The sequence below is a fragment of the Enterovibrio baiacu genome, assembly GCF_004120195.1.
In the GTDB taxonomy this organism is placed as follows: Bacteria; Pseudomonadota; Gammaproteobacteria; order Enterobacterales; family Vibrionaceae; genus Enterovibrio; species Enterovibrio baiacui.
In genome coordinates, this window is record NZ_SCHN01000025.1 from 26131 (window position 1) to 38270 (window position 12140).

Here is a 12140-nt window from a genome sequence, read left to right on the forward strand (position 1 = left end):
ACACTAGCAGCAATTTCCATCAGTAGGTTTTAGCTACCATGAGTTACACAGACACTATCGTCGCACAAGCTACCCCGCCAGGACGCGGCGGTGTGGGTATCGTTCGCGTTTCAGGACCGAAAGCGAGAGAAGTCGCCATGGCAGTCACAGGCCGAGAATTGCCTGTTCGTCGTGCTGAATATTTGCCGTTTAAAGATGAACAGGGTGCGGCACTAGACCAAGGTATCGCCTTGTACTTCCAAGCGCCAAATTCTTTCACTGGTGAAGACGTACTAGAGCTTCAAGGTCACGGCGGGCCGGTGATCATGGACATGCTGATAAAACGCATTGTGGCGATTGAGGGTGTGCGCACCGCCAAGCCTGGTGAGTTTTCAGAGCGTGCCTTCTTGAACGACAAACTGGATTTAGCACAAGCAGAGGCCATTGCTGATCTGATTGATGCGAGTTCAGAACAAGCCGCGAAAAGTGCACTTCAAAGCCTTCAAGGGGCGTTTTCGCATAAAATTAACCACCTTGTTGAAGCACTGATTCATCTTCGTATCTACGTGGAAGCAGCCATCGATTTCCCCGACGAAGAAATCGACTTCTTGTCTGATGGCAAAGTGGCCGCGGATCTTAACGGTATCATCGATTCACTGAATGATGTGCGCAAAGAAGCGAACCAAGGTGCCATCATGCGTGAAGGCATGAAAGTGGTGATTGCAGGTCGTCCAAATGCGGGGAAATCCAGCCTACTGAATGCCCTATCTGGTAAAGACAGCGCCATCGTGACCGATATCGCCGGCACAACGCGTGACGTATTGCGTGAACACATTCACATTGATGGTATGCCACTTCACATCATTGATACCGCGGGCCTTCGCGATGCTTCTGACGAAGTAGAACGCATTGGTATTGAGCGCGCGTGGGATGAAATTGCACAAGCAGACCGCGTACTGTTTATGGTGGATGGCACCACAACGGATGCGACGTCGCCTGAAGACATTTGGCCTGAGTTTATCGACCGTCTACCAGAAAACATTGGCATGACGGTGATCCGTAATAAAGCCGATGTGACTGGCGAATTATTGGGTATCTGTCATGCAAGCCAGCCTACCTTAATCCGCCTAAGTGCGAAAACAGGCACAGGGGTCGATGCACTGCGTGAACATTTGAAAGCTTGCATGGGCTTTTCGGGCGCCACTGAAGGCGGCTTTATGGCGCGTCGACGTCACCTTGCCGCGCTTGATGCCGCATCGCGTCATTTGGACACGGGTAAAGATCAGCTTGAAGGGTATATGGCTGGCGAAATCTTGGCCGAAGAGCTTAGGATCGCACAGCAACACCTCAGCGAGATCACGGGTGAGTTCAGCTCAGACGATCTGCTTGGCAGGATCTTCAGCTCCTTTTGTATCGGTAAATAATCCCTTAAAGCTGCCTCTGGGCAGCTTTTTTCTGCCCTCGACATTGTCTCGTCTTTGCTACACTTATCTACACATCCCACCGAAGACAACCGTGAATGATAAATAGCCTTAACCCTATGCTTAATTTGGGCATAGCGCGCTGCGACAAGCTTCAGATACATCACCTACGTATGGTGAACCTTCTGGCTTGCCTGTGTGCGGGCGGCACACTTCTGTTCTCTGCGTTGTTTTGGTTTGCGTTTGGCAGTGCTTCTGCAGCGCTCTTCAACGGTCTTTTTGCACTTATCTTTGCCATCACTTTCGTCCTCACCCGAGAAGGCATGCTCTGGCTGGCAAAATATTGGATTTTTGTGGTGTTTTTCATCCAACAATTCACGCTGCCCTTGTTTGTCTTATCTGATAATTTCGAAACCGAACTGCTCTTGCTGGTGGTGCCAACTGCCGTTGTTTTGGTCTTCGATCCTAACGACAGAATGCCGAGATATATTCTGTCTTTAATTGCCATCGTTCTGCTTTTTCTCGCCAAAACTGTACCCGCACAAGATCCTATCTTGGCGCTGACCGATGCTAACGCGCGAGCGGCATACTTGTGTGTTGTACTCGTGCTTGTACTCGCATCCGTGGCGCTAACTGATTTTTATCTCGTTGATTTACATAGCATTGATAAATCTTCGCGAAAACTTATCCACGAAGATTTACTCACCGAAACCACCAACAGTCAGACCATCTATAAGCAAGCTGATGAGCTTTACTATCAAGCCCTTCGAAAAGATGCACCTCTATCAGCGGTCGTCATAGACATTGATGATTTCAGACAAATCAATGAGATGCATGGAAGAACAACAGGCGATCATGTGCTTATCCACATCGCAAAACTATTAAAAGAAAACCTTCCACAAGGCACACCTATCGGTCGACTTCATGCCGATGTGTTTGTCATTTTGCTAAAAGAGACCGCGCAAACAGATGCCATGCTGGCGGCCGAACAGCTAAAGATTGCTGTCTGTCGCAGTGTTGTTTTGCTTGAACATACCGCAGTAAAACGCACAGCTAGCCTTGGCGTTTCCGCTCGGTATGACGGTTGTTCGTCAGGGTCTCAGCTTATCGACGACGCTTATCTTGCTACCAAAAATGCAAAAAAACGCGGTAAAAACAAAATCTTATCGCTAGCATCAAGAAAAACAAACGGTTTGAATTACAAGGACTACGATAAAACGAGTTAGCTTGACTTGCCCTTCTTATCCCTTCAATACTGATTCCACCTAAGACAATCAGATGAAGACAACACATGACAACAATCACTTTGCTAACAGGCAGCACCTTAGGTGGCGCAGAATACGTTGGCGATCATCTTGCAGATTTGCTCTCTAATGAAGGACACAATGTCACTGTCGTCAATGAAGGTGAGCTGTCTGATATCATTGATAGTAAAAGACTTTTACTTATCACCTCTACACACGGCGCCGGTGATTATCCTGAAAACATCGCACCAGTGATGGAAGAACTTGAGCAGCAAGCCCCGGACTTAAGTCATCTCCGCTTCGCTGTCATCGCGATTGGAGACTCCAGCTATGACACGTTTTGTGGGGCTGGCCAGCATGCCGATAACCTGCTTTCTTCATTGGGTGCGCAACGTGATGCGACGCGTTTAGAGATAGATATCCTTCACGATCCTCTTCCTGAAGAACCTGCTGAAGCGTGGTTATCCACGTGGAAAAAGTCGTTCTGTGAATAAATAAGCCTCTTCACTCACCAAAAAACATTCAAAAATGTGACCTCCCCATTGTGGATAACTATAGATCTAAACGGTGATCAACCTATAGTTATCCCAATAATAACTTTTCCCACTTTCCTCACCTGTTGATAACTAGCCATTTTGATCCCAAGAAGTACCGTAATTGATCCAAGCTATCACACAGTTAATGATCCTCAATAACTGCATGATCATGTTGATCATTTATCACTTATCCACACAGATCGCCTTCCTTAATAAAAGATCCAATAGAAGATCTATATAAAAGATCTTTATATATTTTAAAGAGCACCCCTGCGATCTAAGATCACACTTTTGGTTCTCTCCCCTAAGGAAAAGCGGTAGAATGATCCTCCTTTGCTCAACCAATCGATCAACCTTTCCTTTTTCGAGGTCACACCATGTTTTACCAAGATAACTTTGATGTCATCGTTGTTGGTGGTGGTCATGCAGGTACGGAAGCTGCACTGGCTGCTGCACGTATGGGTCAACAAACCCTGCTACTGACGCACAACATTGATACATTGGGGCAAATGTCATGTAACCCAGCCATTGGCGGGATCGGAAAAGGACATCTGGTGAAAGAAGTCGATGCGCTTGGCGGCTTGATGGCCCGTGCAATCGACAAAGGTGGAATTCAGTTCCGCACGCTTAATGCATCAAAAGGCCCAGCTGTTCGTGCGACTCGCGCACAAGCTGACCGTGCATTGTACAAAGCGGCTGTTCGTGAAACGCTTGAGAATCAACCCAACCTAATGCTTTTCCAACAAGCTGTTATCGATGTGATCGTTGATAAAGATCGCGTAACAGGTGTTGTGACGGAAATGGGTCTTAAATTCCGTGCAAAAGCGGTTGTTTTGACCGTTGGAACATTTCTCGGCGGTAAAATCCATATTGGTCTAGAGAATTATTCTGGTGGTCGTGCGGGGGATCCTCCATCGATCGCCTTGGCTGATCGCCTTCGTGAGTTGCCATTCCGTGTTGACCGACTTAAAACCGGTACACCACCTCGTATTGATGCGCGCACTGTCGATTTTAGTGTGATGCAAGAGCAACATGGTGATAACCCACGCCCTGTGTTTTCTTTCATGGGTAGCACTGCTGACCATCCGCGTCAGGTGCCGTGTTACATCACCTACACCAATGAAAAAACACATGATGTGATTCGCAATAACCTTGATCGCAGCCCGATGTATGCAGGTGTGATTGAAGGTATTGGTCCTCGCTATTGCCCATCGATTGAAGACAAGGTGATGCGCTTTGCGGACAAAGACAAACACCAAATTTTCGTTGAACCCGAAGGTTTAACTACCCACGAGCTTTACCCGAACGGCATCTCCACCAGCCTGCCTTTTGATGTGCAGATGGGGATCATTCATTCGATCAAGGGCTTTGAAAATGCACGTGTGATCCGCCCTGGTTACGCGATCGAATACGATTTCTTCGATCCCCGCGATCTGAAGCAAACCTTTGAAACAAAACACATGCAAGGCTTATTCTTTGCTGGCCAAATCAACGGTACGACCGGTTATGAAGAAGCGGCTGCTCAAGGTTTGTTAGCGGGCGCTAACGCTGCGTTGTATGCGCAGGACAAAGAAGGTTGGTGTCCTCGTCGCGACCAGGCTTACATGGGCGTGTTGATTGACGATTTGTCGACCATGGGTACGAAAGAACCGTACCGTATGTTCACCTCCCGTGCGGAATACCGTTTGTTGCTACGTGAAGACAATGCCGATTTGCGCCTGACTGAAATGGGTCGTCAATTGGGCTTGGTTGATGATGAGCGCTGGGCCCGTTTTAACCAGAAGCTGGAAAATATCGAGCAAGAAGCACAACGTCTTCGCGGTATTTGGGTAAACCCTACCTCTGAACACGCAGACGCGATCAATGGCATTCTAAAAGCGCCGATGACGCGAGAAGCAAACGGTGAAGATCTGCTTCGTCGTCCTGAAGTAACGTACGATCAGCTTGTTGCTCAAGCGGCTTTCGCCCCCGCTCATGACGATCAGCAGGCGCGCGAACAAGTTGAAATTCAAGTGAAATACGAAGGGTATATCAATCGTCAAAAAGACGAGATTGAGAAATCGATTCGCCATGAGAACACACAATTGCCGATTGAACTTGATTATAAACAAATCAAAGGTTTATCTAATGAGGTGATTGCGAAATTGCAAGATACGCGCCCTGAAACTATCGGTAAAGCGTCGCGTATTTCAGGTATTACACCTGCGGCAATTTCTATTCTTTTGGTGCACTTGAAAAAACAAGGCATGCTGAAAAAAGGAGCCTAACGGGCTGTGAAACAACGTCTAGCGCAACTCATTGAACAGGCAGGGATGGAGATCCCTGCTCATCAACAAGATCAATTGATCGGCTATGTTGAAATGCTTCACAAATGGAATAAGGCGTATAACCTGACGTCAGTACGCGATCCTCAAGAAATGATCATCAAACACATCATGGACAGCATTGTCGTGAGTCAGCATTTGGAAGGATCAACGTTTATTGATGTTGGCACTGGACCAGGCCTTCCTGGGATCCCGCTCGCGATCGTAAACCCTGATAAATCATTTACCTTGCTTGATAGCTTGGGGAAACGTATTCGTTTTATTCGTCAGGTCATTCATGAGCTGAAAATTGACAATGTCACCCCTGTCCAAAGCCGTGTTGAAGACTTCCAACCGGAAGCAGGTTTTGATGGTGTATTAAGTCGTGCATTTGCCTCAATGAACGATATGATCAGTTGGTGTCACCATTTACCTGCAGCGGATGGTCACTTCCTCGCATTGAAAGGACAAGTCGACCAAGCTGAGATTGATGCCCTACCTGCTGATTGTTCTGTGACCGATATCAAACCTTTGACTGTTCCCGGATTGGAAGGGCAACGTCATCTAGTAATCTTGGCTAAATAGGATTGTCTGGCGAGGTTTACTTGTGGGAAAAGTCATAGCAATTGCGAACCAAAAAGGGGGCGTTGGTAAAACAACGACCTGTATTAATCTGGCTGCGTCTTTGGCCGCAACCCAGCGCAAGGTGCTTGTTATAGACCTAGACCCGCAGGGAAACGCGACAATGGCCAGTGGTGTCGATAAATATGATGTCGATGCCACGGCCTATGATTTACTTGTGGAAGAAACCCCTTTCAATGATGTGGTGGTGACGGAAACAACCGGTGGGTATCATCTTATCGCGGCAAATGGCGATGTGACCGCTGCCGAAATAAAACTCATGGAAGTGTTTGCGCGAGAAGTAAGATTGCGCAATGCGCTAGCGGAAGTGCGTGAAAACTATGATTTCATCTTCATAGATTGTCCCCCTTCGTTAAACCTTCTTACAATCAATGCCATGACAGCATCAAACTCTGTGCTTGTGCCGATGCAGTGTGAATATTTTGCACTGGAAGGGTTAACAGCGTTGATGGATACCATCAGCAAGCTAGCAAGTGTGGTGAATGCGGATTTACATGTCGAAGGTTTGCTCAGAACCATGTACGATCCAAGAAATCGATTGGCCACGGAAGTGTCCGATCAGATTAAGAAACACTTTGGTGATAAAGTGTATCGCACAGTAATACCGCGCAATGTGCGCCTTGCAGAAGCGCCGAGCCATGGGCGACCTGCCATGTATTATGATAAATATTCAAGCGGAGCTAAAGCATACCTTGCCCTCGCAGGTGAAATGCTTCGCCGAGAAGAACAAGCAAGATTTACGGCAAACGCAGCGAACGCTTCTTAAGGAATTAAATGAACACTCCCAAACGTGGATTGGGCAAAGGGCTTGATGCCCTCCTTGCGACGAGTGCGAAAGCACAAGCACGCGTCGACATGAATGTTGAACGCCAGGAAGCCGTTAATCATAGTGAGTTACAACAATTGCCTTTGGCTGTTCTTCGTCCTGGTATGTATCAACCTCGACAAGAAATGGAACCTGAAGCCTTAGACGAATTGGCTGAATCAATACGCGCACAAGGCGTTATTCAGCCGCTTGTTGTTCGTAAAGTGGACGCACAGCAATACGAAATCATTGCTGGTGAGCGTCGCTGGAGAGCATCGAAAAAAGCGGGTTTGACCCACGTACCGTGCTTAGTACGTGAATTGAATGACAAAGCCGCTAGCGCCATCGCGTTGATAGAGAACATTCAACGCGAAGACCTCAATGCCATGGAAGAGGCAGAAGCCCTCAACCGATTAGTGCACGATTTTTCTCTGACTCACCAACAATTGGCTGAGGCATTGGGTAAATCGCGTACAACAATCAGCAATTTATTACGTTTAAACGGCCTCGAAGCCGGCGTGAAAAAGCTCTTACTTGGCCGCCAATTAGAAATGGGCCATGCGCGCGCACTCCTTTCATTGGAAGGTGAGTCGCAAATCGAAGCGGCGGTGTTAGCGGTGAATAAAAAATTCACTGTGAGACAGACCGAAGCTTTGGTGAAAAAGATGCAAGCGCCAGCAGTAGAGTCTGCAGCAAATCAGCCTTCACCTCAGATATTGGAAGTGCAAGACAGATTGGCAGATAAACTTGGCACCAAGGTGACACTTTCACAAAGCCAAAGTGGCAGCGGAAAGTTAGTCATCAGTTTTGATCAAAACGAAAAACTTATGCAAATTCTTGCAATTCTCGATAAAGAAGTGTGATTTCACGCGTTGAGATTTTGTTACATATTTTTGCTTACTGTGATCAGGTTACCCTGTTGTAAAATTTAGCCTCGCTTTTTGGGGTGATGAGATTGCATTCAAAAGGGTGACCCGTATAATTTTCGCAGTTTTCCCAGCACGACAAAGTGCTACGAGGAAAGGAATCGAGGAACGAATACATGGTATCGACGCTCACGCGACCAGGTCGCAAGCTTGCGAAAAGGTTGCTGCTGTTACAGGTGTGCGTCGTGTTAGCAACGGCAATCTTGATGGTGACCACCATCAATGTCGACTGGGGAATTTCCGCACTCATTGGCGGTGGCATCTTTGTGGTAGCCAACGCAGCCTTTGCATTGTGTGCATTCCTGTTTAGTGGAGCAAGAGCGGCCAAGCTGGTTGTAGCGTCTTTCTACAGCGGTGAAGTACTCAAAATTCTACTAACTGTCGTTTTATTCTCCGTTGTTTACCTGTATGCCGAGGTGGAACTTGTTCCCCTCAAACTGACCTATTTGCTGGTACTTGGAATCAACATCCTCGCGCCAGTTTTATTCATTAACAACAACAAATAGGATGAGTTATGGCTGCGCCAGGTGAAGCGCTTACACCGTCTAGTTATATCTCCCACCACCTGTCTAATCTGTCTACTGACAAGTTAGGACTGGTTGAGGATGGTAGTTTCTGGGCCGTGCACATTGATAGCCTGTTTTTCTCAGTCTTGATCGGTTTTGGCTTTTTGTGGCTATTCCGCTCTGTGGCGAAGAAAGCAACCACCGGAGTCCCTGGTAAGCTTCAGTGTTTTGTGGAAATACTAGTCGAGTTCGTTGATGAGAACGTTCGCGAAACCTTCCATGGAAAAAACCCACTGATTGCTCCACTGGCTCTGACCATTTTCGTCTGGATATTCTTGATGAATACGATGGATTTAATTCCTATCGATTTTCTTCCTTATCCGGCGGAACATTGGTTCGGTATCCCTTACCTTAAAGTGGTACCAACAGCAGACGTAAATATCACGCTGGCGATGGCGCTGGGTGTCTTCTTCTTGATGATTTATTACAGCATCAAAGTGAAAGGCATTGGCGGCTTTGCTAAAGAACTGGCTCTTCACCCGTTCAATCACCCTGTTATGATTCCTTTCAACCTGCTTCTTGAAGTGGTCTCGCTACTGGCGAAACCAATTTCATTGGGTATGCGTTTGTTCGGTAACATGTTTGCAGGTGAAGTGGTATTTATCCTGATTGCGGCACTACTGCCGTGGTGGGCGCAATGGTTGGGGTCACTACCGTGGGCAATATTCCACATTTTGGTTATTACCATCCAAGCGTTCGTCTTTATGATGTTGACTATCGTGTACCTGTCTCAGGCACATGAAGATTCAGATCATTAATACGTTTTTAAGTAAGCAACTTTTGTTAGACCTTCCGGCATATTAGGCCGACAACAAGAAACTGGAGATAGTGATGGAAACTTTATTGAGCTTTTCTGCAATTGCCGTGGGCATCATTGTAGGTCTTGCTTCCCTGGGTACTGCGATTGGTTTCGCATTGCTTGGCGGTAAATTCCTTGAAGGCGCTGCGCGTCAACCAGAGATGGCTCCTATGCTGCAAGTTAAGATGTTCATCATCGCTGGTCTGCTAGATGCTGTTCCAATGATCGGTATCGTAATCGCATTGCTGTTCACCTTCGCGAACCCATTCGTCGGTCAGCTGGGTTAAGTCGTCTGAATCGTACCTTTAGCCAACTAATGGAGGCGGTGTTGTGAATATCAACGCAACTCTAATCGGCCAGGCGATCGCATTCAGCATGTTTGTTGTGTTCTGCATGAAATATGTATGGCCACCAATCATGCAAGCGATTGAGGAACGTCAGAAGAAAATCGCTGACGGTCTAGCGGCAGCTGAGCGTGCCGCAAAAGACCTGGATTTGGCCCAGGCTAATGCTTCAGATCAACTTAAAGAAGCAAAGCGCTCTGCAACTGAGATCATCGAGCAAGCAAACAAGCGTAAAGCACAAATTATCGACCAAGCCCGCGAAGAAGCTAACGCTGAACGTGAAAATATCCTTAATCAAGGACAGGCTGAACTCGAGGCTGAACGCAACCGTGCCCGCGATGAACTGCGCAAACAAGTTGCAACTCTAGCCGTGATCGGTGCAGAGAAAATCCTTGAGCGTTCAATCGATGAAAACGCTCACCGAGATATTCTCGATAAAATCACTGCAGAACTTTAAGAAGGAGGGGCAGATATGTCTGAACTGACTACCATCGCACGCCCCTACGCTAAAGCAGCCTTCGATCTTGCAGTAGAGAAAGGCGAGTTAGACCAATGGTCTGAAATGCTTGCCTTTGCTGCTGAAGTCGCCCGTAACGAAACCATTGCAGATTTTCTCAGTGGTATGAATTCAGCGGAAAAGCTGACAGAAATTTTTGTTTCTGTATGTGGCGAACAGCTCAATGAACAAGGCCAGAACCTGATTAAGGTAATGGCTGAGAATGGACGCCTTGCAGCGTTGCCGGATGTATCTATCCAGTTTTTGGCTCTGCGCCGTGAACTTGAAAAGCTTGTGGATGTTGAAGTCCTATCAGCTGTCGCGCTTAACCAAGCGCAAATAGATGCTATTGCCAGCAAACTGGAAGCGCGCCTTGAGCGCAAAGTGAAGCTGAACTGTAGTGTAGACGAGACCCTGGTTGCCGGGGTTGTGATTCGAGCTGGAGACTTGATCATTGATAACTCAGTAAGCGGCCGTGTCCGTCGACTGAGCGATGCATTGCAGTCTTGATTTGGGGAATTGGAGCATGCAACTTAATTCCACGGAAATTAGCGAACTAATCAAACAACGTATCGAAAATTTTAACGTTGTTAGTGAAGCTCGCAACGAAGGTACCATCGTGTCAGTCAGTGACGGTATCATTCGTATCCATGGCCTTGCTGATGCGATGCAAGGTGAAATGATTGAACTACCAGGCAACCGCTTCGCGTTGGCGCTTAACCTTGAGCGCGACTCTGTAGGTGCGGTTGTTATGGGTCCATATGCCGACCTTCAGGAAGGCATGAAAGTAACGGGTACTGGTCGCATTCTTGAAGTGCCAGTAGGTCCTGAGCTACTGGGTCGCGTGGTTAACACCTTGGGTGAGCCAATCGACGGTAAAGGTCCGATTGAAGCAAAACTGACTTCTCCTGTAGAAGTGATTGCACCGGGCGTTATCGCTCGTCAATCTGTTGACCAACCAGTACAGACCGGTTACAAGGCAGTTGATGCCATGATCCCAATCGGCCGTGGTCAGCGTGAGCTGATCATCGGTGACCGCCAGACAGGTAAAACTGCGATGGCTATCGATGCGATCATCAACCAGAAGAACTCTGGTATCTACTCTATCTATGTTGCTATCGGCCAGAAAGCGTCAACCATTGCTAACGTGGTTCGTAAACTGGAAGAGCACGACGCACTGAAGAACACTGTCGTTGTTGTTGCATCTGCTTCTGAAGCAGCGGCACTGCAATACCTTGCGCCTTATGCAGGTTGTGCGATGGGTGAGTACTTCCGTGACCGTGGTGAAGATGCGCTGATCGTATACGATGATTTGTCTAAGCAAGCAGTTGCTTACCGTCAGATTTCTCTATTGCTACGCCGTCCGCCAGGTCGTGAAGCATTCCCAGGTGATGTTTTCTATCTCCACTCACGTCTTCTAGAACGCGCTGCGCGTGTTAATGCTGACTACGTTGAGAAATTCACCAACGGTGAAGTGACAGGCAAAACAGGTTCTTTGACCGCACTGCCTATCATCGAAACCCAAGCGGGTGACGTATCTGCGTTCGTTCCAACCAACGTTATCTCCATTACCGATGGTCAGATCTTCCTACAGTCCGAACTGTTCAACGCGGGTATTCGCCCAGCGGTTGACCCAGGTATTTCGGTATCTCGTGTAGGTGGTTCAGCACAAACCAAGATCATGAAGAAGTTGTCTGGTGGTATCCGTACCGCACTGGCGCAATATCGTGAACTTGCGGCGTTTGCTCAGTTCTCATCAGATCTTGATGAAGCAACGAAGAAGCAGCTGGATCATGGTCAAAAAGTGACCGAGCTGATGAAGCAGAAGCAATATGCACCAATGTCTGTGTTTGAGCAGGGCTTGGTAATTTTTGCAGCTGAAAAAGGCTATTTGACTGACGTTGAGTTGGTGAAACTGGCTGACTTCGAAGCTGCTCTGCTTGCATTTGCTAAGGCGCAATATGCTGAGTTGGTTGCCCAGATTGAAGAGTCGGGTAATTACAACGGCGAAATCGAAACGCAACTTGCTAAGTTGGTTGAAGATTTCAAGGCAACGCAAACCTGGTAATGCGTAGAAGG

The 12140-nt window shown here is 47.5% G+C and carries 13 protein-coding genes; all 13 read left to right on the plus strand.

Features of this window, described 5'->3' with window-relative positions; translation table 11 throughout:
• The first annotated feature begins 38 nt into the window (after positions 1-38).
• On the plus strand, positions 39-1403 hold the full coding sequence (mnmE, locus tag EQP46_RS21600) for a tRNA uridine-5-carboxymethylaminomethyl(34) synthesis GTPase MnmE (RefSeq protein WP_129495604.1): 1365 nt from the start codon (positions 39-41) through the stop codon (positions 1401-1403).
• A gap of 95 nt (positions 1404-1498) precedes the next feature.
• Complete coding sequence (locus EQP46_RS21605; RefSeq protein ID WP_240671785.1) at positions 1499-2626, plus strand: GGDEF domain-containing protein; 1128 nt, start codon at positions 1499-1501, stop codon at positions 2624-2626.
• Between the two features lie 65 nt (positions 2627-2691).
• On the plus strand, positions 2692-3138 hold the full coding sequence (gene mioC / locus EQP46_RS21610) for an FMN-binding protein MioC (RefSeq protein WP_129495605.1): 447 nt from the start codon (positions 2692-2694) through the stop codon (positions 3136-3138).
• A gap of 419 nt (positions 3139-3557) precedes the next feature.
• Positions 3558-5447: a tRNA uridine-5-carboxymethylaminomethyl(34) synthesis enzyme MnmG gene (gene mnmG, locus EQP46_RS21615; RefSeq protein WP_129495606.1), complete on the plus strand. Its 1890-nt coding sequence runs from the start codon at positions 3558-3560 to the stop codon at positions 5445-5447.
• 6 nt (positions 5448-5453) lie between these two features.
• A complete protein-coding gene (gene rsmG, locus EQP46_RS21620; RefSeq protein WP_129495607.1) occupies positions 5454-6068 on the plus strand; it encodes a 16S rRNA (guanine(527)-N(7))-methyltransferase RsmG in 615 nt (204 codons plus the stop codon).
• 22 nt (positions 6069-6090) lie between these two features.
• Positions 6091-6891 (plus strand): ParA family protein, encoded by an 801-nt coding sequence (locus EQP46_RS21625; protein WP_129495608.1) that lies wholly within the window; start codon positions 6091-6093, stop codon positions 6889-6891.
• Between the two features lie 8 nt (positions 6892-6899).
• Positions 6900-7793, plus strand: a complete 894-nt coding sequence (locus EQP46_RS21630) for a ParB/RepB/Spo0J family partition protein (RefSeq protein WP_129495609.1) — start codon at positions 6900-6902, stop codon at positions 7791-7793.
• A 179-nt stretch (positions 7794-7972) separates the two neighbouring features.
• Positions 7973-8362, plus strand: coding sequence for a F0F1 ATP synthase subunit I (locus EQP46_RS21635; RefSeq protein ID WP_017010589.1), 390 nt, complete (start codon positions 7973-7975; stop codon positions 8360-8362).
• Between the two features lie 8 nt (positions 8363-8370).
• A complete protein-coding gene (gene atpB, locus EQP46_RS21640) occupies positions 8371-9180 on the plus strand; it encodes a F0F1 ATP synthase subunit A (protein WP_129495610.1) in 810 nt (269 codons plus the stop codon).
• A 73-nt stretch (positions 9181-9253) separates the two neighbouring features.
• The gene (atpE, locus tag EQP46_RS21645; RefSeq protein ID WP_002540812.1) at positions 9254-9508 is read left to right on the plus strand and encodes a F0F1 ATP synthase subunit C; all 255 of its coding nucleotides are present in this window, start codon (positions 9254-9256) and stop codon (positions 9506-9508) included.
• Between the two features lie 43 nt (positions 9509-9551).
• Positions 9552-10022: a F0F1 ATP synthase subunit B gene (gene atpF, locus EQP46_RS21650; protein ID WP_129495611.1), complete on the plus strand. Its 471-nt coding sequence runs from the start codon at positions 9552-9554 to the stop codon at positions 10020-10022.
• Between the two features lie 15 nt (positions 10023-10037).
• A complete protein-coding gene (atpH, locus tag EQP46_RS21655) occupies positions 10038-10571 on the plus strand; it encodes a F0F1 ATP synthase subunit delta (RefSeq protein WP_129495612.1) in 534 nt (177 codons plus the stop codon).
• A gap of 16 nt (positions 10572-10587) precedes the next feature.
• On the plus strand, positions 10588-12129 hold the full coding sequence (gene atpA, locus EQP46_RS21660) for a F0F1 ATP synthase subunit alpha (RefSeq protein ID WP_129495613.1): 1542 nt from the start codon (positions 10588-10590) through the stop codon (positions 12127-12129).
• Positions 12130-12140 lie beyond the last annotated feature (11 nt).

What these genes read in the sequence shown, in the direction of transcription:
- mnmE (WP_129495604.1), top strand. Translation starts at nt 39, where the DNA reads ATGAGTTACACAGACACTATCGTCGCACAAGCTACCCCGCCAGGACGC.
- EQP46_RS21605 (WP_240671785.1), top strand. Translation starts at nt 1,499, where the DNA reads ATGATAAATAGCCTTAACCCTATGCTTAATTTGGGCATAGCGCGCTGC.
- mioC (WP_129495605.1), top strand. Translation starts at nt 2,692, where the DNA reads ATGACAACAATCACTTTGCTAACAGGCAGCACCTTAGGTGGCGCAGAA.
- mnmG (WP_129495606.1), top strand. Translation starts at nt 3,558, where the DNA reads ATGTTTTACCAAGATAACTTTGATGTCATCGTTGTTGGTGGTGGTCAT.
- EQP46_RS21630 (WP_129495609.1), top strand. Translation starts at nt 6,900, where the DNA reads ATGAACACTCCCAAACGTGGATTGGGCAAAGGGCTTGATGCCCTCCTT.
- EQP46_RS21635 (WP_017010589.1), top strand. Translation starts at nt 7,973, where the DNA reads ATGGTATCGACGCTCACGCGACCAGGTCGCAAGCTTGCGAAAAGGTTG.
- atpB (WP_129495610.1), top strand. Translation starts at nt 8,371, where the DNA reads ATGGCTGCGCCAGGTGAAGCGCTTACACCGTCTAGTTATATCTCCCAC.
- atpE (WP_002540812.1), top strand. Translation starts at nt 9,254, where the DNA reads ATGGAAACTTTATTGAGCTTTTCTGCAATTGCCGTGGGCATCATTGTA.
- atpH (WP_129495612.1), top strand. Translation starts at nt 10,038, where the DNA reads ATGTCTGAACTGACTACCATCGCACGCCCCTACGCTAAAGCAGCCTTC.
- atpA (WP_129495613.1), top strand. Translation starts at nt 10,588, where the DNA reads ATGCAACTTAATTCCACGGAAATTAGCGAACTAATCAAACAACGTATC.